This window comes from Pseudomonas frederiksbergensis (assembly GCF_900105495.1).
GTDB classification, from domain to species: Bacteria; Pseudomonadota; Gammaproteobacteria; order Pseudomonadales; family Pseudomonadaceae; genus Aquipseudomonas; species Aquipseudomonas frederiksbergensis.
On sequence record NZ_FNTF01000002.1, the window covers coordinates 2,448,923 to 2,471,594 of the forward strand.

Here is a 22,672-nt window from a genome sequence, read left to right on the forward strand (position 1 = left end):
CCGAAGGCCGTTTTTTGTTTACCGCAAAGACTCAACCACCCAGGTACGCTTCGCGCACTTTCGGATCAGTCAGTAGTGCTTCCCCAGTGCCTGTCATCACCACCCGGCCGTTCTCCAGAACGTACGCACGGTCGGCGATTTTCAGCGCCTGGTTGGCGTTCTGCTCCACCAGAAACACCGTCACGCCATCCTTGCGCAGCTGTTCGATGATGTCGAAGATCTGCTGGATGATGATCGGCGCCAGGCCCAACGAAGGTTCGTCGAGCAGCAACAGCTTGGGTTTGCTCATCAGCGCACGGCCGATGGCGAGCATTTGCTGCTCGCCGCCGGACATGGTGCCGCCGCGTTGGGCGAAGCGTTCTTTCAGGCGTGGGAAAAGTTCGAGGACTTTGTCCATCTGTTCCTGATAATCGCCTTTGTCGGTGAAGAACCCGCCCATGGCGAGGTTTTCTTCCACGGTCAGACGGGCAAACACCCGGCGACCTTCCGGCACGACAGCGATGCTCTTGCGCATGATCTGCGAGGAACTCTGACCGACCAATTCCTCACCCATGTAGCGGATGCTGCCGCTGTGGGCTTGCGGCGAACCGCAGAGCGTCATCAGCAGGGTCGATTTGCCGGCACCGTTGGCGCCGATCAGGGTCACGATCTCGCCCTGGCGGACTTCGACGTTGACGCTGTGCAGGGCCTGGATCTTGCCGTAGAAGGTGGAAACGTTTTCGAATTGCAGCATTTACGCTTCCCCCAGGTAGGCTTTGATCACTTCGGGATTGTCGCGGATCTGTTCCGGCGTGCCGTCGGCCAGAGGCGTGCCCTGGTTGATCACGACGATGTGGTCGGAAATGCTCATGACCAGTTTCATGTCGTGTTCGATCAGCAGCACGGTGACGTTGTGCTCTTCACGCAACATGCTGATCAGTGCCTTCAGGTCTTCGGTTTCCTTCGGGTTCAGGCCAGCGGCCGGTTCGTCGAGCATGAGGATCCGCGGGCGGGTCATCATGCAGCGAGCGATTTCCAGACGCCGTTGCTGACCGTAGGCCAGGGTGCCGGCCGGACGGTTGGCGAATGCCTTGAGGTTGACCTTGTCCAGCCAGAACTCGGCGAACTCCATGGCCTCGCGTTCGCTCTTGCGGAACGCCGGGGTCTTGAACAGACCGGCCAGGAAGTTGGTGTTCAGGTGACGGTGCTGGGCGATCAAGAGGTTCTCGACCGCGGTCATGTCCTTGAACAACCGCACGTTCTGGAAAGTCCGCACCACGCCTTTGAGGGCGATCTTGTGGCCGGGCAGGCCCTGGATCGGCTCGCCGTCCAGCAAGATGCTGCCGCCACTTGGCTGGTAGAAACCGGTCAGGCAGTTGAACACGGTGGTCTTGCCGGCGCCGTTAGGGCCGATCAGTGCCACCACCTGTTTTTCCTTCACGCTCAAGGCTACGCCGTTGACCGCCAGCAAGCCGCCGAAGCGCATGCTCAGATTTTCGACTTTAAGGATCTCGCGGCTCATTTGCGCAGCTCCATGTGAGGACGTTGCATGGGCAGCAGGCCTTGAGGACGCCAGATCATCATCAGCACCATCAAGGCGCCGAACATCAACATGCGGTACTCACTGAACTCACGCATCATTTCAGGCAACAGGATCATCACCACGGCAGCCAGGATCACGCCCAGTTGCGAGCCCATGCCACCCAGTACCACGATGGCGAGAATGATCGCCGACTCGATGAAGGTGAAAGACTCCGGCGTCACCAGGCCCTGACGCGCAGCGAAGAAGCTGCCGGCAAAACCGGCGAAGCTGGCGCCCAGGGTGAAGGCCGACAGCTTGATGACTGTAGGATTGAGACCCAGCGCACGGCAGGCAATTTCGTCTTCACGCAGCGCTTCCCACGCGCGGCCCAGCGGCATGCGCAGCAAACGGTTGATGACGAACAGCGCAGCCAGTGCCAGGAACAATGCAACCAGGTAAAGGAAAATCACCTTGTTGATCGAGTTGTAGGCCAGGCCGAAGTATTCGTGGAAGGTCTGCATGCCTTCTGCCGCTTTACGTTCGAAGGTCAGGCCGAAGAACGTCGGTTTCTCGATGTTGCTGATGCCGTTCGGGCCACCGGTGAGGCCCGTCAGGTTACGCAGGAACAGTCGGATGATTTCACCGAAGCCCAGGGTCACGATCGCCAGGTAGTCACCACGCAAACGCAGGACCGGGAAACCCAGCAGGAAGCCGAAGGTGGCCGCCATCAGGCCGGCGATCGGCAGGCAGATCCAGAAGCTCAAGCCGTAGTAATGCGACAGCAACGCATAACTGTAGGCACCGACGGCATAGAAGCCGACATACCCGAGGTCAAGCAGACCGGCCAGGCCGACCACGATGTTCAGGCCCAGGCCCAGCATCACGTAGATCAGCACCAGGGTGGCGATATCCACCGCCCCGCGAGAGCCGAAGAACGGCCACACCAGTGCGCCGGCGATCAACGCAATGATGATCCAGCGCTGGGTGGTCGGCAGGGTCAGGAAGTTGCTGGCCTTGGCCGGAATCAGCGGCATGCTTGGCGAAGACCGCCAGGCCGAGCTGATCTGTTGGTCGAAGAGCACCCGCAGGAACATCAGCACCGAGCACACGGCGATGGTGATCAGGATTGCATCGCTGGTGCCATGGACTTCGAGGTTGATGCCGACGATGGTCAGTTTCAGACCGAGTACCGGGTAGGCAACCGCCCACACCAGCAAGGCGCTGAACAACGCCTGTTTAAGATTCCTAGTCATACTTTCTCAACCTCCGGACGGCCCAACAGGCCGGTTGGCCGGAACAACAACACCAGAACCAATAGACCGAACGCCACGACGTCCTTGTACTGGTCGCCGAAGATATCGGCACCAAAGGCTTCCGCCACCCCCAGCACGATCCCGCCGAGCATGGCGCCGGGGATGCTGCCGATACCGCCCAGTACCGCTGCGGTGAAGGCCTTGAGGCCGACGAGGAAACCGGCGTTCGGGTTGATCACGCCATATTGCATGCTCAGCAACACCGCCGCGATGGCGGCCAGTGCGGCACCGATGACGAAGGTCAGGGCGATGATGTTGTTGGTGTTGATACCCAAGAGGTTGGCCATCTTGATGTCTTCGGCACAGGCGCGGCAGGCGCGACCCAGGCGAGAGCGGGAGATGAACAGCGTCAGGCCGAGCATGGCGACCAGGGTCACCACGAACACCACGATTTGCATGTAGGAAATCAGCACTTCATGTGCGCCACCTGGCCCGATGGAGAAGTTGCCGGGGATCAGGTTGGGGATGGATTTGTCCTTGGAGTCTTGCGCCAGCAGAACCGTGTTCTGCAGGAAGATCGACATGCCGATGGCGGAAATCAGCGGGATCAGACGGTTGCTGCCGCGCAGGGGGCGGTAGGCGATCCGTTCGATGCTGTAACCGTAGGCACTGGTCACGACAATGGTCGCGAGGAAAGCGGCGGTCATCAACAGTGGAACACTGTCGAGTCCCAGCATGGCCAGCCCGGCGATGGCGATAAACGCCACGTAGGAGCCGATCATGTACACCTCGCCGTGGGCGAAGTTGATCATTCCAATGATGCCGTAAACCATCGTATAGCCGATGGCGATCAGGGCATACGTGCTGCCAATGGTCAGACCATTAACCAGCTGTTGGAAGAAGTGATAGATGTCAGGCATTACAGCGCTCCTAAAAACCTGATACGCATTTCACTGGTGGAGTCATTTTCCCGCTCGAGCCCCGTGGATCTGCATCCACTTCGAACGCGAGGTTTGCCAGCGAACCGCTGATGACGGTTTTGAGATTTTCAGGTGGGGAGACTGGCGGATCACGCCAGCGCGGCCCAATACGTTCGTAAAACAAAGCCCACGGCACGCCGTGGGCTTTGTTGGCAGTCAGTCAGGCAACGCCTTACTGAGGCTTGGCTTCAGTTTTAGGTTTGCCGAAGTGCCACTCGTAAACCACAAATTTGAAGTCTTTCAGGTCGCCCTTATCGTCGAAGCTCAGGTCGCCAGTCGGCGTCTTGAAGGTGCCTGCATGGATGGCTTCAGCCACTTTGGCAGTGTCTTCGCTCTTGGCTGCCTTGATACCGTCGGCAATCACGGTCACCGCCGAGTAGGACGGGAACACGAACGGACCGCTCGGGTCTTCTTTCTTGGCTTTGAACGCGTCAGCCAGGGCGATGTTGGCCGGATCCTGGTCGAAGGATTTCGGCAGGGTCACCAGCAAACCTTCGGAAGCGTCTTTGGCGATCTGCGAAATGGAGTCGTTACCCACGCCTTCCGGACCCATGAACTTGGCTTTCAGGCCTTTTTCCTGGGCTTGACGCAGGATCAGGCCCAGCTCCGGGTGGTAGCCGCCGTAGTAGACGAAGTCGACGTTGGCCTGCTTGAGCTTGGAGATCATCGAGGAGAAGTCTTTGTCGCCGGCGTTGATGCCTTCGAACACGGCAACCTTGACGTTTTTGCCTTCCAGGGTTTTCTTCACGGCGGTGGCGATGCCTTCACCGTATTGCTGTTTGTCGTGCAGGACAGCAACGATTTTCGGTTTTACGAAGTCGGCAATGTAGTTACCGGCGGCAGGGCCCTGGGCGCTGTCCAGACCGATGGTGCGGAACACCATTTTGTAACCACGGGAAGTGATGTCCGGGCTGGTGGCAGCCGGGGTAATCATGATCACGCCTTCGTCTTCGTAAATGTCCGAAGCCGGTTGAGTGGAGCTGGAGCACAGGTGACCGACCACGAACTTGACGCCGTCGTTGACGACTTTGTTCGCGACCGCTACCGCTTGTTTTGGATCACAGGCGTCATCGTATTCCACGGCTTCGAGTTTCTTGCCGTCTACGCCGCCTTTGGCGTTGATCTGTTCGATGGCCATTTTGGCGCCACTGAACTGCATGTCGCCGTATTGGGCTACAGGGCCGGTTTTAGGGCCGGCGATGCCGATCTTGATGGTGTCAGCTGCGAACGAATGGCTGGCAACCCCGGCCAGAACCATAGCGGCAAACAGTTTGGAAATCTGCTTAGTAGCCTTAGTCATAGTGCTCCACTCTTACTGTTGTAGTTTTTATAGTCCTGGCGCCGTAGCAGCAGAACCGGGTCAGATATCTTCGATATCCTCCGGAAAATGCCCCCGGCAACTGTACCGGTACAGTGTAGAGCGCCAATTGTTAGCCTGGGAAGCTGGCGCCAGGGGGCAAAACCAGAGGGTGTCGCTTTATTGAAAGAAAAAGACAGAATGGCGGCGGGGGTTATAGCTGAAATATCAGCAATCCTTGGCTTTCCTGCTGTTTTCAATCGGTAACTCAATTGCAGCCGGGTTTTTCTGCCAGAGCACCAACGTTATGATTACGTCGATTTCTTTTCCGGACAGGACCCATGACTCAAGAACCTAGCACCCTCTATGCCAAGCTGCTTGGTGAAACCGCATCTATTACCTGGAAGGAGCTGGAGCCGTTCTTCGCCAGGGGTGCCCTATTGTGGGTCGATCCCGGTCTGGATTTGATTGCTGCAGCGGAGGCAGTCGCGACCGACGAAGGCCAGAAAGTGGCTGCCTGGCTGGCCGCCGACAAGGTCGCCAAGCTGTCTGAAACGCGGGCGCTGGATCTTTTTGAACGCGATCCGGAGCTGTGGGCAGTGGTCGTTTCGCCGTGGATCCTGATCCAGGAAAGGGCGACGAGCTGAGAATTCGCACTTCATTGGTGCGCGACTTTGTCGGGCAAAAGTGTGTAGCCGAGTAGCGTGATGGCATGTTGCCGTAGAGAAAGGCCACAGGCGGGCCAGCATCACGGTGACGTAAACGTAACGGGAACAGTTTATCGAGCAGCCGATTGGTTGCTTAATTGTTTCTGGATGTGATCGTTCCCACGCTCTGCGTGGGAATGTAGCCCGGGACGCTCTGCGTTCCAAAGCGGACGCAGAGTGTCCATTGAGGCATTCCCACGCAGAGCGTGGGAACGATCGACAGTAGGTGAGTTAAGCCGTCTTGCCAGTATGGTTATTCAGCGAAATAACCTTGGTCTTGCCAATCCGGTGACGATAAATTTCGCGCAAGTACTTGATCGACTTCTTCACGCAGTCCCGGGACAGACGAATGTCATTGATCGAGACGAACTTGTCTTTGTCGTTGATCAGCTCGCGGTACTTCTTCTCGTACATCGGTTTGATCGCGTACCAGTTGGTGTCGAGAATCTTCGCCGGGTTCTCGAACTCATTAAGCAGCTCATCGATCCGGTCTTCGTCGAACTCTTCATTAATGATGAAGTCGAGGATCGAGTTATCCAGCGTCTCGTCAAAGCGGTACGGGTTTTTCGCGAAGCAACGTTTGATGAAGGCCACGATCAGCGTCAGGAAGTCGTCCGACAGGCACGGGCTCTTGGCGATCAACGTGGTCAGCGACAGGTTGGCCGAGGCGCCGATGACCAATGCATAGCGCTTGAGCGTGGTGTTCGGGAACAGGCTGTTGAGGTGGGTCTTCAACCGGTTCAGGTCCATGTAGGACAGCTTGTAGTCTTTTGGCAGCGAAACAATCGAGACCACCGAAGAGCAGTTCTTGAAGAAGTGCAGGTCGTGCAACGCGGCCGCGTCATAGCCCGAATTCTTGTACTGCTCCAGCGAGGCGCGATAGCGCTTGGATTCGATTGGCAACAAGCTGATGCCTTCGATCGCCTGGGTCACTTTGTTGAAGTGCGGCAAGTCGATGGAGCGGAAGAACAGGTCGTCGATGTTCAGGCGCTGCGGTTCTTTCTCGAACACCTTGAACTTGTCGTTGCTCGGCGGCGGAGTTTCCGGCACCACGGACTCGGCGTAGGCAATGGCTACAGGGCCGGCCAGGCTCATGAACAGGTCGTTGGCGTCGAGGCGAATGGTTTCGCCAATGTCGATGCCGGCCCGACGGAAATAGTTCTGGTCGTAGTCGGTAGTAACCGCCTGCGCCGTCAGAATGTTGAAGATCTGCTGTGAGATGTATTGATTTGCGTGTTTTTCCATCGCGTTGACGTCGATGTTCTGAATGTTGCCGTCATCGCTTTCTTCGGCATAACGCATGATGTCGTTGGAGATCAACATCATCGCGTTCCATGGGCGGATACGGCCCATGACACTGGCTTCGCTGCTGTCTTCGTTGGCGAAGTTGTAGGAGAAGTCCCATTCTTCCGACAGGTATTTGCACAGCAGGCGACCGGCGTTGATGTGCAGCGCCTCGGACATTTCGCTGCGGTGATCGGAAATATTGGGCAGTACGCAAATGCCGCTGGTGAAGATCGGCTCGAAGACGAAGGAGTGGCCGCTCTTGCTGTCGTGCTCGTCCATCGGCTTGGTGTCGAACGTCTTGTTCATGTACGAGTGCTGCTGGGCCAGGCCGAACTCCGAGGCCATGCCCGAACCGGTACCGCCACCGGCACTGAAGATCGAGAAGTACAGGCGCGACTGGTTGGCCTTGATCCCGCAGCTGTCGATCAGGTACGAGTGGATCATCTTCCAGTCAGGGCTGGAGAAACGCTGGGTGTCCTTGTTCAGGATGATCTTGGCCAGGTACTGACCGAGGATCGGCGCGTTACCGGCGCCACCGGCGTGGACTTCCGACAAGTCCATGATCTTCATTTTGCTGTAGTCGCGCAGGAAACCGCTTTTTTCGCCCTTGCGCGAGAAACGGATGCGGCCGGCGATGTCCTTGTCCAAATCGCCGAGCATCACCAACGGTTCGACCAGGAACACCGGTTTGCTGGCCTTGTTCGATCCCAGGCGCAGGTTGTTACGAATCCACTGCGCCGGGCTGTAGCCTTTTTCGGCGAAGCGTTTGTCCGGGGACAGGCGATCTTCGTTGTTGAATTCGTTGAGGTAGAACTTGCGGGCGTTGTACACCAGTTCCGCCACGTCCAGCGCGATGTTCGAACCACAGCGACCGAGGCCGATCAGGCACACCGACGGGAATTCCTGATCGCTGTGATGTTCGCTGTCGCCTTCCAGATGCGGCGGGCGCGGGAACACCATGTCGCGCAGACCATCGAGATTATCGAGGATGCGGTCGGTATTGGTTTCGGTGAAGTACAGGTATTGCTGAGTCGCCAACGGGCGCGATGGCGTCAATGGCTTTGACGGTGCGGGGCTGTTTGCCGCCGGGCTCAGCGTCAGATCGGATATCGCAGCGGCCGGATTGTTTTTAGAAGTCATTGTGCGCCATGTGCCTGGACTGGTTGGTTGGGCGACAAGCTGTCGTCGAACCATCACGGATGGGGTCTCGCGTTTTTTTCAGCGCGTATTTGGCCCAAGCATCAGGGCCTTGGCCTGAGCATCGCTCGGGGGAATCCTTTCCTAAGTCATGATGAATCGGCCAATATTCGATGATCTTTAATCAAAAGGAGGCCAAATGATGGCAACGTTACCTTCGCTCGGGTTTGCCGGGATCGGCTTGATGGGGTTGCCGATGTGTCAGCGCCTTCTGGCAGCGGGTTATCCATTGACCGTGTGGAATCGCAATCCAGCCAAGTGCGCGCCACTGGTCGAGGCCGGTGCACGACAGGTCGCCACGCCGGCAGAACTGTGTCAGCACGCCGACGTGGTGATGTTGTGCCTGGCGGACACGTCGGTGGTTCGTGAGGTGGTGTTTGGCGCGGCAGGGATTGCGCAAGGTGCGAAAAGCGGTCAATTGCTGGTGGATTTTTCCAGCCTGGAACCTGCCGCGACGCGGGAAATGGCGACAGCGCTGGTCGGCCAAACCGGCATGAGCTGGCTGGATGCACCCGTGTCCGGCGGAGTGGTCGGTGCCGAGGCCGGCAGCCTGGCGATCATGGTGGGCGGTGAAACGGCGGACCTTGAGCGCGTCAGGCCTGTGCTGTCGAGCCTTGGCCAGCGCGTGACCCACATGGGCGCCGTCGGAGCGGGGCAGGTGACCAAGGCGTGCAATCAGATGATCGTCGCCTGCAACGCGCTGGTGATTGCTGAAGTCGTGGCGTTGGCCGAACGTTCCGGGGTTCGGGCCGGTCTGATCGCCGAAGCTCTGGCAGGCGGATTTGCCGATTCAAAGCCCTTGCAGATCCTCGGTCCGCAAATGGCCGAAAGCCGTTTCGAACCGGTGAAGTGGCATGTGCGCACGCTGCTCAAGGACCTCGATACCGCGGTGAAGTTTTCCCGGGAGCAAGGCTCGGCCACGCCGATCAGTGGATTGGCCGCACAATTGATGCGACTGCATGGGGGCCAGGGATTCCTGGAAAAAGATCCGTCGACGCTTGTGCAGTTGTACCGCGAGCCAGACTCAAAGGGCTGACCGTGTGCGAGTGCTTGCGCTGGTTGATTTCGCTCAGTACGGGACGCAACTGCGCCAGCGGTACCGGGCGGCTGAGCAGGTAGCCCTGCACGAAATCGCAGCCGTTACGTTCCAGGAACTCGTATTGCTCAAGGGTTTCGACGCCTTCGGTCACCACCTGCAAATGCAGCGTGTGGGCCATGACGAGGATCGCTTGCACGATTTCCATGTCCTGGGTGGCCTTGGGAATGTCCTGGATGAACGAGCGGTCGATCTTCAGCGTATTGAGTGGCAGCCGTTTGAGATAGGCCAGTGATGAATAACCGGTGCCGAAGTCATCAATCGACAGCGACACGCCGAGGGCACGAATCTGGCGTAGCAATACGAGCGTATTGGCGATGTTGCCCATCAGCGCATTTTCCGTCACTTCCAGTTCCAGCCGCTGCGGCGCCACTCCGGAGACCCGCAGCGCGTGCTCGATTTCATTGGCCAATTCTTCGCGCGCCAGGTTCAGGGGCGAGCAATTCACGGCGATGTGGAGTGCTTCGCAGCCCTGAAGCGACAACTCGCCCAGATCCTCACAGGCCTTGCGCAGGACCCAGTTGTCCAGTTCGGCGATCAGGCCGTTGGCCTCGGCGATGGCAATGAACCGGTCCGGCGTCAGCAGTCCGTGAACCGGATGTTGCCAGCGGATCAGCGCTTCAAGCTTGCTGACCTGAGCATTTTTCAGGTCGTAGATCGGTTGGTAATAGAGCATCAGGCCGGTGTTTTCGCGCAGGGCGTGGCGCAGCTCTTCTTCCAGTTGCAGTTCCAGCGTCGCGCGGGTCTTCAGGTTTTCGCTGAAGAAATTCAGGCCATTGCGCCCGCTGTCCTTGGACTGATACAGCGCCAGGTCCGCGTTTTTCAGCAACTCTTCGCAAGTCTTGCCATCTTCCGGAAACACGCTGATGCCGATACTGGTGGTCATGACCATGCGCCGTCCGGACAGCTCGATGGGTTCCTTCATTTTCGCCATGATGCGCTGGGCCATGTGCCGTGCTTCTTCACGATCATGCAGGCCGATGAGGATGCAAAACTCGTCGCCTCCGAAGCGCGCGACTACATCATCGTGGCTGCGCACTGAAACCTTTATGTGGTTCGCCAGGACTTTGAGCAATTCGTCCCCGGCGTCATGGCCCAGGCTGTCATTGATTCGCTTGAAATGGTCGATGTCCAGAAACATGACCGCCAGCATGCCGCCTTCATTGGTTTTCTCCATGAGCTTCTCGGCGAAGATCTGGTTGAAACCACGGCGGTTGATCAGGTTGGTCAGGGCGTCATAGTGCGCCACCTGTTGTAACGACATCCGCGCCTGGTCCAGTTGACTGAGCAGGGCGTTGACCCGTTGCAGATCGCGCTCCTTGTTTTGCAGCTTCTTGTCCGCCAGTGCCGCGCTGATGCTGCTGCCGATGATCAGCAGCGTCATGACCGCCACCGTCAGACCCAGTTGCAGATGATTGTTTGCGCCGGGCAGCGGCTGGAGGCTGTCGGCGGGCAGCACCAGATTGAAGGCGGCCATGGCGGTGACGTGCATGCTGATGATGCCTGCGCCGAGCACCAGGCTGGCGCTGTATTTGAGCAGTTGATGGAACAGTCCGGTGCTGTCGCGCAGATGACTTGATATCAGCAGGGCTGCAAGGCTGGCACCGATGGCGAACACAATGGAGAGGGCGAACAGCGTGGGTTGGTAATAGGCCATCGCACTCGAATGCATGGCAGTCATGCCCACGTAATGCATGGTGGCGATGCCCAGGCCAATGCAGATCGAAGCCTGGAGATATTGCCAAAAACTCAGGCGCGGGTGACTGAAAGCGAGTATCGCCAGCCACGAGGTGAGCAGGGCGATCAACAGGGAAAGGAGAGTGATGGGTAATTCATATTGAATGTCGATTGGCGCCTGAAACGCCAGCATGCCGATAAAGTGCATGGCCCAGGTCCCGCCCGCCAGGCAACCGGCGCCGACCCAGCGCCAGAGCCGCTGCGAGGCGGGTTTTTCCGCGTGACCGACCCGTTCGGCCATGTTTAATGTGGCAAAACTGCCGACACAGGCGACCAGATAGGCCAGCAGTACCAGAATAGGGTCAAGTGTGCCGTTGAGTATTACCTGGCCGCTCGCCGTCAGCTCGGTGATGAAATGCAAGCCAAGCCACTCCATAGCATGCCCCGTCGTTGTCATCCTGGCTTACGCCATGAACGCTGGCGAATGCTTTGGAGTATAGAAGGCATGTTTAGAGTGCAAACGATAGTGGCAAATTGGCCCTAACCATTTTGGAATGAGCGTTAGAGCGTTTGGACATAAATGGTGGATCAGCTGCGACATCTTCCATGGGCGGATATCAGCTTTACAAATAATGACAGACAGCTCTCGCGGGCCTGACTAGATTGCAGGTTCCGGGCTCGGATGCGCTGACAGAAGCCCCAATAACAATAAAGAGACGGACCCATGCAGAACTCGACCCAAGCGGCGAATGCCTGGCGCATTCTGTTCCTGCTGTTCCTGGCCAACCTGTTCAACTTCTTCGATCGCACCATTCCGGCCATCATCATCGAACCGATCCGTATGGAATGGCATCTCAGCGACTTTCAGCTGGGGATCATCGGCACGGCATTCACTCTCGTGTATGCGATTGCCGGCCTGCCTCTGGGACGGATGGCCGATACCGGTTCACGCAGCAAATTGATGGGCTGGGGCCTGGCGGCGTGGAGCGGGCTGACGGCGGTCAACGGACTGGTGGGGAGTTTCTGGGCTTTCCTGATCGTGCGGATGGGCGTCGGCATCGGCGAAGCCAGTTATGCACCGGCCGCCAATTCCTTGATCGGCGACCTGTTCCCGGCCCACCGTCGGGCACGGGCGATGGGCATTTTCATGCTCGGCTTGCCGCTGGGGTTGCTGCTGGCGTTCTTCACCATCGGCGCGATGGTCAAGGCCTTCGACAGCTGGCGCGCGCCGTTCTTTATTGCGGCAGTGCCGGGGTTGATCCTGGCGATCTTCATGTTCTACATCAAAGAACCGAAACGTGGCGCCGCAGAGAGTGTGAAAGTCTCGCAGGAGCGCGTAGACCGGCCGATCCGTCGGGTGCTGGCGGTGCCGACTTTCCTGTGGCTGGTAATGGCGGGGCTGTGCTTCAACTTCGCCACGTATGCCTGCAACTCGTTTCTGGTGCCGATGCTGCAGCGCTATTTCCTGATGCCGTTACAGGAAGCGGCGGTGGCGACCGGGGTGATCGTCGGCGTGACCGGGTTGTTCGGCCTGACACTGGGTGGTTGGGTGGCGGACAAGATTCACCAGCGGGTGGCCAATGGGCGACTGCTGTTTGCCGCGTTCAGCTTGATCATCTCGACGGTGTGCACGGCTTGGGCACTGCATTCCGGGCGAATCGAGATCGGCGTGTTTGTGGCGGTGTTCAGTGTGGGCTGGTTGTTTGCCTACAACTTCTACACCTGCGTTTACACCGCCATTCAGGACGTCGTCGAGCCGCGCTTGCGGGCTACGGCCATGGCGCTGTTCTTTGCCGGGTTGTATTTGCTGGGTGGTGGTTTGGGGCCGGTGGTGGTGGGCGCATTGTCCGACCACTTTGCGCAGACGGCGATGCTCTCGGCCGGTGCTGAGCAGATGACCGAGGCGTTCAAGGCTGTCGGCTTGCATGACGCGATGTATTTGATCCCGGTAGCACTGTTTTTCACCATGGTGTTTCTGTTCCTGGCTTCGCGGTGTTTTGTGCGCGATGCCAAGCGGATGAAGGAAGGATTGGTGGCGGTGGTTGAGCCAGCGGGGTCTGCGGTCACGGCGTAATGATCGTTCCCACGCTCCGCGTGGGAATGCCTCAAGGGACGCTCCGCGTTCCAGCTCTCGAAAGGGACGCAGAGCGTCCCGGGCTGCATTCCCACGCAGAGCGTGGGAACGATCAGAAGAACCAAAAGAAGGCCCGCATCGCTGCGGGCCTTCTTTGTTTTAGCGGGGCTGAGCAGGGGACTTAGCCCGCCACCAACACCCGAATCGCTTCCAGTCGCAGCGCAGCCTTGTCGAGCATGGCCAGGCCTTGCTCGCGTTGCTTGCGCAAGGCGACCAGTTCGCTGTCGCGCACCGTCGGGTTGACCGCTTGCAACGCGGTCAGGCGCGCCAGTTCTTCGTCGGTGTCGGCGGCCAGGCGACGCTGTGCCTCAGCCACGCGCTCGGCGTGACGCGGGAAGATCTTCTCTTCGCCGGCGTTGATCCGTGGCGTCAGCTGATCGCGCTGGGCCTGGATGAACTTGTTGGCACTGGCGCGCGGCACGCTTTCCAGCTGATCGTTTAGGGTTTCGAACGACACCCGGGCCGACAGGTCGTTGCCATTGGCATCGAGCAGGCAACGCAGGGCGGCCGGCGGCAGGTAACGGCCCAGTTGCAGCGAGCGCGGGGCAACCACTTCGCTGACGTAGAGCAGTTCGAGCAATACGGTGCCAGGCTTCAGCGCCTTGTTCTTGATCAGCGCCACGGCGGTGTTACCCATGGAGCCGGACAAGACCAGGTCCATGCCGCCCTGAACCATCGGGTGTTCCCAGGTAATGAACTGCATGTCTTCGCGAGACAGCGCCTGGTTGCGGTCGTACGTGATGGTCACGCCTTCGTCGTCACCCAGCGGGAAGCTGGCGTCGAGCATTTTTTCGCTCGGCTTGAGGATCAGCGCGTTTTCCGAATGGTCTTCGCTGTCGATGCCAAAGGCGTCGAACAGGGTTTCCATGTAGATCGGCAGGGCGAACTGGTCGTCTTGCTCAAGGATGTCCTCGACCAGTGCATCACCTTCGCCAGCACCGCCGGAATTGAGTTCCAGCAAGCGGTCACGGCCGGTGTGCAGCTCGGCTTCCAGGCGTTCGCGCTCGGCGCGGGCTTCGTCGATCAGCGCTTGCCACTCGCCGTCGTCGGCATTTTCCAGCAGCGGCAGCAGGCGCGGGCCGAACTGATGCTGCAGGGCGTTGCCGGTCGGGCAGGTGTTGAGGAACGCGTTCAGCGCTTCGTGGTACCACTGGAACAGGCGCTCTTGCGGGCTGGTTTCCAGGTACGGCACGTGCAGTTCGATGATGTGCTTCTGGCCGATCCGGTCCAGACGACCGATACGCTGCTCCAGCAGGTCCGGGTGCGACGGCAGGTCGAACAGCACCAAGTGGTGCGAGAACTGGAAGTTACGACCTTCACTGCCGATTTCCGAGCAGATCAGCACTTGCGCGCCAAATTCTTCGTCGGCGAAGTAGGCGGCGGCGCGGTCACGCTCGAGGATGTTCATGCCTTCGTGGAAGACCGTGGCCGGGATGCCGGAGCGCACGCGCAGGGCGTCTTCCAGGTCCATGGCGGTTTCGGCGTGGGCGCAGATCACCAGCACTTTGGTGCGCTTGAGCATCTTCAGTGTGTCGATCAGCCATTCGACGCGCGGGTCGAATTTCCACCAGCGTTCTTCTTCATTGGCGTCCGGCTGGGCCTGGAAACTGACTTCCGGGTACAGCTCGGCGTGATCGCCCAGCGGCAGTTCGAGGTATTCGTCAGGGCAAGGCAGCGGATACGGATGCAGCTTGCGCTCCGGGAATCCCTGCACGGCGGCGCGGGTGTTGCGGAACAGCACGCGGCCAGTGCCGTGGCGATCGAGCAGTTCGCGGACCAGGCGGGCGCTGGCTTCGATGTCGCCATCGTTGACGGCGGTCAGCAGCGCTTCGCCTTCGTTGCCGAGGAAACCGTGAATGGTCTTGTGCGCTTCAGGCGACAGGCGGCCCTTGTCCAGCAGCTCCTGGACGGCTTCGGCCACCGGGCGATAGTTTTCGCTCTCGGCGCGGAAGGCGTGCAAGTCATGGAAACGGTTCGGATCGAGCAGGCGCAGACGCGCGAAGTGGCTGTCCTGACCCAGTTGTTCCGGGGTCGCAGTCAACAGCAGGACGCCGGGAATGACTTCGGCCAATTGCTCGACCAGCGAGTATTCAGGGCTGGCCTTGTCTTCATGCCATACCAGGTGGTGCGCTTCGTCGACGACCATCAGGTCCCAACCGGCGGCGAACAGCGCGTCCTGGGCCTTCTCGTCTTCCACCAGCCATTCGAGTGCAACCAGCGCGAGCTGGGTGTCTTCGAACGGGTTGGCGGCATCGCTTTCGATAAAGCGTTCTTCGTCGAACAGCGCAACTTGCAGGTTGAAGCGGCGGCGCATCTCGACCAGCCACTGGTGCTGCAAGTTCTCCGGAACCAGGATCAGCACGCGGTTGGCGCGGCCCGAGAGCAGTTGGCGATGGATCACCAGACCGGCTTCGATGGTTTTACCCAGGCCCACTTCGTCTGCCAGCAAAACCCGCGGTGCAATGCGGTCGGCGACTTCACGGGCGATGTGCAGCTGGTGCGCGATCGGTTGCGCACGCACGCCACCGAGGCCCCAAAGTGCGGATTGCAATTGGCGGCTGGTGTGTTCCAGGGTGTTGTATCGCAGGGAAAACCAGGCCAGCGGGTCGATCTGCCCGGCGAACAAACGATCGCTGGCCAGACGGAACTGAATGAAGTTCGACAGTTGGGTTTCCGGCAGGGTAACCACTTCGTTGTGCCCGTTGAGGCCGTGGTAAACCAGCAGGCCGTCGACGTCGTCGACTTCTTGTACGGTCAGTTTCCAGCCTTCGAAGTGAGTGATCGAGTCACCCGGCGAAAACCGCACGCGGGTGAGGGGCGCATTCCGTAGCGCGTACTGGCGAGTCTCGCCAGTGGCCGGGTAGAGCACGGTCAACAAGCGGCCGTCCTGTGCCAGAACGGTGCCTAAACCCAGCTCGGCTTCGCTGTCACTGATCCAGCGTTGCCCCGGTTGATACTGCTGCGCCATGCTGCCTGACTCCCACCTTGAAAAAGCGGGCTATCTTAACGGAATGAGGGCTTCAGGGCCAAAGGACTCTCATAAAAACTCGCAGTCTTACGTTAGTCCAACGATGCAACGCTTGCAGGTCGGGGCACCTATTCGTGCCAAACGGGTCACAGTTTGCGACCGATGGCTCAAGTCGCCATCCCCGCAGCCGACAGCCTGCTGACAGGAGACTAATAATTATGCTGCCACCGATACTCCCCTTGAGTGCCGTGCCAATCACCTCACAGCAGGATCCGATTCGCCAGCGGCCGGATATTCCACCCGTGGTGCCGGTGCAGGAAAGCTCCAACGAAAGCACCATCGACCTGCAACAGCGCGATCCGCAGGAGGCGGCGTTTCAGCTGCGCGAGGAACAGCGCCGCAAGCAGGAACAACAAAGGCGTCGCCGTGAAGCCGATGAAGATCCTGAAGAACACCTGGCGATTCCCGGTGATGAACTCAACGCCGACAACACCGTGCCGGTGGCGCCATTGATGGAAGATCAGCCACGGCAGGGGTTGTGGGTCGATATCCAGATTTGAGCTCACGGCTGGTCAGCGCTGCCATCAGGCCGCATTATTGGCACATCCCTGCCTGCGCATACGGCAACTGAATTTCATTCCAAGCGATGCACTGAACACCATGAGCCAAGACGACAAGCTGATCGACCTCAACGCCGAACGCGCCAAGCGGGTTCATGACCTTAATGAAAAGCGCCTGAACGAAGTACGCCAGGCCTTCGAGCACGCCATGCCGTTGGGTAAAGCGAAGAAAAAGCCGAAGAACAAACCGAAAAAGCGTTGAAACACCCTGCATTGATTGATGCAGGTCAGTTATTTCCCCTCCTTTACGCCCAGTCTCGGGCGACATTGATCCCGGTCAATTTCTTCTCCTGCCTGATTGGTTAACTTAGCCCCATCGCAACAAGGCAATTGCAGGAGGCCAGTCATGTTTTTCGACAACGTGGTGATCGCCGGAGTGCTGACAGTCGGCCTCATGGTTCTGTTTTTTGCAGGGTTTGGATTTTTTATCTGGAAGGATTCGCATAAGCGCAAGCCGTAGATCTTTCTGGAAGCAATGAGCACGCAAGGCATTTTGGGCAACTTCGGTTGCCCTTTTTTTTGTCTGCGATTTATTGATCGTTCCCATGCTCTGCGTGGGAATGCAGCCCGGGACGCTCCGCGTCCCTTTCGAGAGCTGGAACGCGGAGCGTCCCTTGAGGCATTCCCACGCAGAGCGTGGGAACGATCTATGTGGTGTTTTGAGTTTTCGGCGGGCAATAAAAAGGCGCGAACCTCACGGAACGCGCCTTTTTCGTTGCCGCGATGTATCAGCTGCCCAGTGCCTTCGACGCCATCCAGAACAGGCCGGCCGACAGCGCCACTGTGGCTGGCAGGGTCAGGACCCAGGCCAGCAGGATGGTTTTGACGGTGCCACCTTGCAGGCCGCTTTTATTGGCGACCATGGTGCCGGCCACGCCCGAGGACAGCACGTGGGTGGTGGAAACCGGCAGGCTGAAGATGTTCGCCATGCCGATCAGGCTCGCCGTAGTGATCTGTGCCGACATGCCTTGGGAGTAAGTCATGCCCTGCTTGCCGATCTTCTCGCCGATGGTCAGAACCACGCGCTTCCAGCCCACCATGGTACCCAGGCCGAGGGCCAGGGCGACCGCCAGGATCACCCAGAACGGGGCGTATTCGGTGGTAGTGGTCAGGTCTTTGCGCAGCTTGTCCAGGTCGGCCTTTTCACGGGCAGCGAGACCAGGCAGCTTGCTGACTTTCTTCGCTGTGTCGTCCAGGCAGAGCAGGTAGCGACGCACTTCGATGCGGCTTTCCGACGGCAGCGAGTGGTAGTCCGCTACACCTTTAAGGGTGCCGAGCAGGGCGGTGATGGTCGGTTCGGTCTGTTGCGGGTTGCAACGGAATTTCTCCGGCAGATCGCCTTCCACGCTTTTGCCCAGGGCCAGGAACTCACCCAGCGTATCGGCATTGCGCTTGTAGAACTGGCTCAGGTGCAGGGTCGCGTCGCGAGTCCGTTCGATCTGGTAAGTCGTGCTGCCCAGGTCGAGTACGAACTGTGCCGGAACGATACCGATCAGCACCAGCATGATCAGGCCGATACCTTTCTGGCCATCATTGGAACCGTGCACGAAGCTCACGGCCATGGCCGAGATAACCAGTACCAGGCGGTTCCAGAACGGCGGGTGCTTCTTGTCATCGATCTTGCGGCGCTGCTCCGGTGTCTTGTGCATCTTCGACAGCGGACGCCACCATTTAAGGCCGATCAATATCAGAGCTGCGACCAGGAAGCCCGCCATTGGCGAGAATACCAGGGACGCTCCGATATCAATTGCCTTCTGCCAGTTCACGCCATCAGCCAACGGAATCTCGTTGATCAAGGCGTTGGCAAGGCCGACACCGAGGATCGACCCGATCAGCGTATGGGAGCTGGAAGCCGGGATACCGAAGTACCAGGTGCCCAGGTTCCAGGTGATAGCGGCGGCGAGCAGCGAGAACACCATGGCCAGCCCGTGACCGGTGTTCACATTGATCAGCAGTTCTACCGGCAGCAGGTGGACGATGGCATACGCCACGCCGACACCGCCCAGCAGCACGCCGAGAAAGTTGAACACACCGGAAAAGAACACCGCCAGATGGGGCGGCATGGCTTTGGTGTAGATAACAGTGGCCACCGCGTTAGCGGTGTCATGAAAGCCGTTGATGAACTCGAAGGCGAGGACAAAGGCCAGGGCGAGCAAGAGGCTCACAAGCACCCAAGCATCTAGTCCGCTGAATAAATCGATCATGAAGGTTTTCTGACCCGGTCGTAAGGGGGCGCGATTATGCCAGAAAAGACTGCTAATCGATGCACTAGGTGCTCATCGGTAACATTCTTCAACGAATTAATTTGCGGCAACAGCCCAAGCCCCAGGTTTTTACTGGGTTTTGCAAGTCATTGAATTTCTTTGAAAAGACCGCAGCCACACGGCGTTCTCTCGTAAGAGCACGAGGTTTTAACGCTTGTGTGAAATTTCTGAAAAGAGGGCCAGACATGCGCCATTTACCTCATCCGATGGGTGAGGTGGCCGCTGCCCGCTGGTAGCGGGCGCGAAAGGCGTCATCGATACATCCCGCTTTTAACGGGTGCAGATGCAGACCCTTGAAAGGATTCAGGCCGAGGGCTCATGGCTCCTCGGCTTTGAGTTCCTTTTCCATTTTCTGCAATTCTTGAGTGAAAGCCTGATCCTGAACGGTGGCGCGTTTACGCCAGGGTTTGCGTTCCGGTTCGGGCTGAGCGGCGTAGGTGGTGACTTCCCCGCCGTAAACTTCCTTGTAACGTTGTTCCTGGCGCTCAAGTTCCGCGCGCAGTTCGTCTTTCGTCACAGTGCTACCTGATTGAGTTGAGATAAATTCTGGTGAAACGACTGCATCAAATGTAGTTGACCACGCTCGTCGAATGGAACAAGGCCCGTGAAGGCATCATTTTTTTACGGCGTTGCGATCAATTACTTCCATGTTGCAGGCGGCCACGGCACCAGAGATAAACAGCTGACGTAGCATCAGTTTCCTGTTTCAGCGAACACCTGGCGACGCATTTGAAATGAGTATCAGGTGGTTGCTGAGGGCAACGGCGATGGAACATCGCGCTACCGGGTGGCGGAATCGGCAAGTAAAAACCGGTTACCACTGAATTTCATTATAGCGGTCGATCTGAAGAACACTATCGCCAAGGAGTTAAAAGTAGGTCTTGATGTGTGATTGTTTTGTTACTCACAACTTTATACGGCTAACTAGGTGGCTCTGCCGCCCGGCGTTACAGTGATGTCTTTTCTGGCGCCATGAAGTCGAACAAGTTAGGACAATTACATCGAGCCTTCTAGTCAGCGTCACAGCCAGTGTAAAAACAGGTGCAAGCCCGTTCACTATTCGGGCTGATCCGATTGCGATTATCGGTCGACGGTTCGATAATCGAACAGTCTTGCCTGTTCGGGGTTGTGTGAGGGACCGGCTGCCGCTTGTAATAGCCGCTGAACCGTGTGGGAAAAGGACCTTATATGAACGATCAAATGCGCAATTCCTTCGCTTCAGTGGCGCCGCCGATCGTTGCCTCGCCCGCCAAGCGGATCCAGGCAATGACCGGCGACCCGGATTTCATGACATCCCTGGCTCGAGGCCTGGCCGTGGTGCAAGCGTTCCAGGAGCGTAAACGTCACCTCACCATCGCCCAGATCAGCCACCGTACGGAAATTCCCCGCGCCGCTGTGCGACGTTGCCTGCACACGCTGATCAAACTCGGCTACGCCACCACCGACGGTCGAACCTATTCGCTGCTGCCTAAAGTGCTGACCCTTGGCCATGCCTACGTGTCCTCGACGCCCCTGGCGGTTTCCGCACAGCCCTACCTGGATCGCATGAGCGAGCAACTTCATGAAGCCTGCAACATGGCCACTCTGGAAGGCGATGACATCTTGTACATTGCTCGTTCGGCCACCACCCAGCGACTGATTTCCGTCGATCTGTCGGTCGGTGGACGTCTGCCCGCCTATTGCACTTCGATGGGGCGGATTCTACTCGCGGCGCTGGACGATACATCACTGGGCGAGTACCTCGACCATGCCGAGCTGCAAGCCAAGACCAGCCGAACCTTGCACACCCCCGAGGCGTTGCTCGAATGCCTGCAAGAGGTGCGGCAGCAAGGTTGGTGCATCGTCGATCAGGAACTGGAACAAGGTTTGCGCTCGATTGCCGTTCCGGTGTACGACGCTTCCGGCCAAGTGGTCGCGGCGCTCAATGTCAGTACTCACGCCGGCCGAGTCAGCCGCAATGAGCTGGAACAACGTTTCCTGCCCGGCCTTCTGAGCGCGAGCCGCGACCTCAGCGCGCAACTCTTTGCGTAAGCCATTTGCCTAAGCTGTTCGATAAACGCACAGAGTCGCGTTTATCGAATTGACGCTGTTTCCCCAAGATCACTAATGTCGCGGCAGCGCCAGCCTTGGCTGGCTCCTATCCGACTGCGTTCTTTGCGTGGAATAAAAATAATGAACCAGCCCCAGTCTGCTGTAGGAAACTGCCTCGACGTGCAGTCCTTCATCAATGCTCAACCCATTTCGCGCTACCAATGGCGAGTGGTGATCCTGTGTTTCCTGATTGTTTTCCTCGATGGCCTCGACACGGCGGCCATGGGTTTCATCGCCCCAGCCCTGTCTCAGGATTGGGGCATCGACCGCGCCAGTCTCGGCCCGGTGATGAGCGCGGCGCTGATCGGCATGGTCTTCGGCGCACTGGGTTCTGGCCCATTGGCTGACCGTTTCGGGCGAAAAATCGTACTGGTGGGCGCGGTGCTGTTGTTCGGCGCATTCAGCCTGGCTTCGGCTTACAGCACCAACGTCGATCAGTTGCTGGTGCTGCGATTCCTCACCGGCCTGGGCCTGGGTGCCGGCATGCCGAACGCCACGACGCTGCTGTCCGAATACACCCCGGAGCGCAAGAAATCCCTGCTGGTGACCAGCATGTTCTGCGGCTTCAACCTCGGCATGGCGGGCGGCGGTTTCATTTCCGCGAAACTGATTCCGGCCTTTGGCTGGCACAGCCTGCTGTTGATCGGCGGGATCTTGCCGCTGATCCTCGCCGTCGTATTGCTGTTCTGGCTGCCGGAATCGGCGCGCTACCTCGTCGTCCGCAATCGCGGCACTGACAAAGTGCGCAAGACCCTGGCGCCCATCGATCCAATCGTCGTCGCCCAGGCTTCCAGCTTCAGCGTGCCGGAACAGAAGACCGTGAAGGCTCGCAACGTGTTCGCGGTGATCTTCTCCGGCACCTACAGCACGGGCACCTTGTTGCTGTGGCTGACCTACTTCATGGGGCTGGTGATTGTTTATCTGCTGACCAGTTGGCTGCCGACGCTGATGCGTGACAGTGGCGCGAGCATGGAGCAGTCGGCATTCATCGGCGCGTTGTTCCAGTTTGGCGGGGTATTGAGCGCGGTGGGCGTTGGCTGGGCGATGGATCGGTTCAATCCGCACAAGGTTATCGGCATTTTCTACCTGTTCGCCGGGGTGTTTGCCTACGCGGTAGGGCAGAGCCTGGGCAACATCACGCTGTTGGCGACGTTGGTGCTCGTGGCCGGGATGTGCGTCAACGGCGCGCAATCGGCGATGCCTTCACTGGCGGCGCGGTTTTATCCGACGCAGGGGCGGGCGACCGGGGTGTCGTGGATGCTCGGGATTGGCCGCTTCGGCGCGATTCTCGGTGCGTGGATGGGCGCAACGCTGCTGGGCCTGGGCTGGAATTTCGAACAGGTACTGACAGCGCTGGTGATTCCAGCGGCATTGGCGACCACGGCGGTGGTGATCAAGGGCATGGTCAGCCATGCGGATGCGACGTGAGGGCAGGCTTCTGATTTTTCGTTGAGCTTGCGGCCCTCATCGCGAGCAGGCTCGCTCCTACAGGGGAACGCGGTCAACTGTGGGAGTGAGCCTGCTAGCGATGCTTTTAAGGATCGGTAGGTAGACAACAATGTGTTCGATAAACGAACACTCAGTCGATTATCGGATTGTT

19 protein-coding genes are annotated in these 22,672 nt (G+C 58.7%); 9 read left to right on the forward strand and 10 right to left on the reverse strand.

Features of this window, described 5'->3' with window-relative positions:
* Positions 1-31 precede the first annotated feature (31 nt).
* The 5 genes from BLW70_RS11520 to BLW70_RS11540 all read right to left on the reverse strand — a co-directional run bounded on the left by BLW70_RS11520 (position 32) and on the right by BLW70_RS11540 (position 5,034).
* The gene (locus tag BLW70_RS11520) at positions 32-733 is read right to left on the reverse strand and encodes an ABC transporter ATP-binding protein (RefSeq protein WP_074874148.1); all 702 of its coding nucleotides are present in this window, start codon (positions 731-733) and stop codon (positions 32-34) included.
* Positions 734-1,501: a high-affinity branched-chain amino acid ABC transporter ATP-binding protein LivG gene (livG, locus tag BLW70_RS11525; protein ID WP_046046222.1), complete on the reverse strand. Its 768-nt coding sequence runs from the start codon at positions 1,499-1,501 to the stop codon at positions 734-736.
* Positions 1,498-2,754, reverse strand: a complete 1,257-nt coding sequence (locus tag BLW70_RS11530; protein ID WP_074874150.1) for a high-affinity branched-chain amino acid ABC transporter permease LivM — start codon at positions 2,752-2,754, stop codon at positions 1,498-1,500. Before BLW70_RS11530 ends, livG begins: the two co-directional genes overlap by 4 nt.
* The gene (gene livH / locus BLW70_RS11535) at positions 2,751-3,674 is read right to left on the reverse strand and encodes a high-affinity branched-chain amino acid ABC transporter permease LivH (RefSeq protein WP_074874152.1); all 924 of its coding nucleotides are present in this window, start codon (positions 3,672-3,674) and stop codon (positions 2,751-2,753) included. Before livH ends, BLW70_RS11530 begins: the two co-directional genes overlap by 4 nt.
* A gap of 232 nt (positions 3,675-3,906) precedes the next feature.
* Entirely contained in the window at positions 3,907-5,034 is a 1,128-nt protein-coding gene (locus BLW70_RS11540; RefSeq protein ID WP_074874154.1) for a branched-chain amino acid ABC transporter substrate-binding protein, read from the reverse strand.
* Positions 5,035-5,372: 338 nt separating this feature from the next.
* On the opposite strand from BLW70_RS11540, the gene BLW70_RS11545 reads away from it, so the two are divergent.
* Positions 5,373-5,678 carry a DUF2288 domain-containing protein gene (locus tag BLW70_RS11545; RefSeq protein WP_074874158.1) on the forward strand — a complete coding sequence of 102 codons (306 nt, stop codon included), beginning with the start codon at positions 5,373-5,375 and terminating at the stop codon, positions 5,676-5,678.
* Positions 5,679-5,969: 291 nt separating this feature from the next.
* Here the strand turns inward: BLW70_RS11545 and BLW70_RS11550 are convergent, their stop codons facing one another.
* Positions 5,970-8,165, reverse strand: coding sequence for a hypothetical protein (locus tag BLW70_RS11550; RefSeq protein WP_074874160.1), 2,196 nt, complete (start codon positions 8,163-8,165; stop codon positions 5,970-5,972).
* Positions 8,166-8,361: 196 nt separating this feature from the next.
* Here BLW70_RS11550 and BLW70_RS11555 point away from each other — a divergent pair, with 196 nt between their 5' ends.
* A complete protein-coding gene (locus tag BLW70_RS11555; RefSeq protein ID WP_074874162.1) occupies positions 8,362-9,258 on the forward strand; it encodes an NAD(P)-dependent oxidoreductase in 897 nt (298 codons plus the stop codon).
* Here the strand turns inward: BLW70_RS11555 and BLW70_RS11560 are convergent.
* A complete protein-coding gene (locus BLW70_RS11560) occupies positions 9,149-11,431 on the reverse strand; it encodes a putative bifunctional diguanylate cyclase/phosphodiesterase (RefSeq protein WP_074874164.1) in 2,283 nt (760 codons plus the stop codon). The genes BLW70_RS11555 and BLW70_RS11560 overlap by 110 nt on opposite strands.
* A gap of 288 nt (positions 11,432-11,719) precedes the next feature.
* On the opposite strand from BLW70_RS11560, the gene BLW70_RS11565 reads away from it, so the two are divergent.
* Entirely contained in the window at positions 11,720-13,069 is a 1,350-nt protein-coding gene (locus tag BLW70_RS11565; protein ID WP_074874166.1) for a spinster family MFS transporter, read from the forward strand.
* 181 nt (positions 13,070-13,250) lie between these two features.
* Here BLW70_RS11565 and rapA read toward each other — a convergent pair whose 3' ends face one another.
* Positions 13,251-16,097 (reverse strand): RNA polymerase-associated protein RapA, encoded by a 2,847-nt coding sequence (rapA, locus tag BLW70_RS11575; protein ID WP_074874169.1) that lies wholly within the window; start codon positions 16,095-16,097, stop codon positions 13,251-13,253.
* A 218-nt stretch (positions 16,098-16,315) separates the two neighbouring features.
* Here rapA and BLW70_RS11580 point away from each other — a divergent pair, with 218 nt between their 5' ends.
* The 3 genes from BLW70_RS11580 (at position 16,316) to ccoM (ending at position 17,177) form a co-directional block, all read left to right on the forward strand.
* Complete coding sequence (locus tag BLW70_RS11580) at positions 16,316-16,657, forward strand: aspartate-semialdehyde dehydrogenase (RefSeq protein WP_074874171.1); 342 nt, start codon at positions 16,316-16,318, stop codon at positions 16,655-16,657.
* Positions 16,658-16,757: 100 nt separating this feature from the next.
* Positions 16,758-16,919 carry a hypothetical protein gene (locus BLW70_RS30785; protein WP_095128014.1) on the forward strand — a complete coding sequence of 54 codons (162 nt, stop codon included), beginning with the start codon at positions 16,758-16,760 and terminating at the stop codon, positions 16,917-16,919.
* Positions 16,920-17,063: 144 nt separating this feature from the next.
* Complete coding sequence (ccoM, locus tag BLW70_RS31340) at positions 17,064-17,177, forward strand: cytochrome c oxidase subunit CcoM (RefSeq protein ID WP_010462558.1); 114 nt, start codon at positions 17,064-17,066, stop codon at positions 17,175-17,177.
* Between the two features lie 268 nt (positions 17,178-17,445).
* Here ccoM and BLW70_RS11585 read toward each other — a convergent pair whose 3' ends face one another.
* Positions 17,446-18,921 carry an inorganic phosphate transporter gene (locus BLW70_RS11585; protein ID WP_074874173.1) on the reverse strand — a complete coding sequence of 492 codons (1,476 nt, stop codon included), beginning with the start codon at positions 18,919-18,921 and terminating at the stop codon, positions 17,446-17,448.
* Positions 18,922-19,297: 376 nt separating this feature from the next.
* A complete protein-coding gene (locus BLW70_RS11590; protein ID WP_007935837.1) occupies positions 19,298-19,498 on the reverse strand; it encodes a hypothetical protein in 201 nt (66 codons plus the stop codon).
* A 228-nt stretch (positions 19,499-19,726) separates the two neighbouring features.
* Here BLW70_RS11590 and BLW70_RS30670 point away from each other — a divergent pair, with 228 nt between their 5' ends.
* The 3 genes from BLW70_RS30670 to BLW70_RS11600 all read left to right on the forward strand — a co-directional run bounded on the left by BLW70_RS30670 (position 19,727) and on the right by BLW70_RS11600 (position 22,500).
* Positions 19,727-19,873, forward strand: coding sequence for a hypothetical protein (locus BLW70_RS30670; protein ID WP_156886730.1), 147 nt, complete (start codon positions 19,727-19,729; stop codon positions 19,871-19,873).
* A gap of 296 nt (positions 19,874-20,169) precedes the next feature.
* The gene (gene pcaR / locus BLW70_RS11595; RefSeq protein ID WP_074874175.1) at positions 20,170-21,012 is read left to right on the forward strand and encodes a pca regulon transcriptional regulator PcaR; all 843 of its coding nucleotides are present in this window, start codon (positions 20,170-20,172) and stop codon (positions 21,010-21,012) included.
* 141 nt (positions 21,013-21,153) lie between these two features.
* The gene (locus tag BLW70_RS11600; protein WP_074874177.1) at positions 21,154-22,500 is read left to right on the forward strand and encodes a 4-hydroxybenzoate transporter PcaK; all 1,347 of its coding nucleotides are present in this window, start codon (positions 21,154-21,156) and stop codon (positions 22,498-22,500) included.
* Positions 22,501-22,672 lie beyond the last annotated feature (172 nt).

Excerpts from the sequence above, each read along its gene's own strand:
- BLW70_RS11540 (WP_074874154.1), bottom strand. The coding sequence starts at position 5,034 with ATGACTAAGGCTACTAAGCAGATTTCCAAACTGTTTGCCGCTATGGTT.
- livG (WP_046046222.1), bottom strand. The coding sequence starts at position 1,501 with ATGAGCCGCGAGATCCTTAAAGTCGAAAATCTGAGCATGCGCTTCGGC.
- BLW70_RS11530 (WP_074874150.1), bottom strand. The coding sequence starts at position 2,754 with ATGACTAGGAATCTTAAACAGGCGTTGTTCAGCGCCTTGCTGGTGTGG.
- BLW70_RS11555 (WP_074874162.1), top strand. The coding sequence starts at position 8,362 with ATGATGGCAACGTTACCTTCGCTCGGGTTTGCCGGGATCGGCTTGATG.
- livH (WP_074874152.1), bottom strand. The coding sequence starts at position 3,674 with ATGCCTGACATCTATCACTTCTTCCAACAGCTGGTTAATGGTCTGACC.
- BLW70_RS11580 (WP_074874171.1), top strand. The coding sequence starts at position 16,316 with ATGCTGCCACCGATACTCCCCTTGAGTGCCGTGCCAATCACCTCACAG.
- BLW70_RS11600 (WP_074874177.1), top strand. The coding sequence starts at position 21,154 with ATGAACCAGCCCCAGTCTGCTGTAGGAAACTGCCTCGACGTGCAGTCC.
- BLW70_RS11565 (WP_074874166.1), top strand. The coding sequence starts at position 11,720 with ATGCAGAACTCGACCCAAGCGGCGAATGCCTGGCGCATTCTGTTCCTG.
- BLW70_RS11520 (WP_074874148.1), bottom strand. The coding sequence starts at position 733 with ATGCTGCAATTCGAAAACGTTTCCACCTTCTACGGCAAGATCCAGGCC.
- rapA (WP_074874169.1), bottom strand. The coding sequence starts at position 16,097 with ATGGCGCAGCAGTATCAACCGGGGCAACGCTGGATCAGTGACAGCGAA.
- BLW70_RS11560 (WP_074874164.1), bottom strand. The coding sequence starts at position 11,431 with ATGGAGTGGCTTGGCTTGCATTTCATCACCGAGCTGACGGCGAGCGGC.
- BLW70_RS11550 (WP_074874160.1), bottom strand. The coding sequence starts at position 8,165 with ATGACTTCTAAAAACAATCCGGCCGCTGCGATATCCGATCTGACGCTG.
- ccoM (WP_010462558.1), top strand. The coding sequence starts at position 17,064 with ATGTTTTTCGACAACGTGGTGATCGCCGGAGTGCTGACAGTCGGCCTC.
- BLW70_RS11585 (WP_074874173.1), bottom strand. The coding sequence starts at position 18,921 with ATGATCGATTTATTCAGCGGACTAGATGCTTGGGTGCTTGTGAGCCTC.
- pcaR (WP_074874175.1), top strand. The coding sequence starts at position 20,170 with ATGAACGATCAAATGCGCAATTCCTTCGCTTCAGTGGCGCCGCCGATC.
- BLW70_RS11545 (WP_074874158.1), top strand. The coding sequence starts at position 5,373 with ATGACTCAAGAACCTAGCACCCTCTATGCCAAGCTGCTTGGTGAAACC.
- BLW70_RS30785 (WP_095128014.1), top strand. The coding sequence starts at position 16,758 with ATGAGCCAAGACGACAAGCTGATCGACCTCAACGCCGAACGCGCCAAG.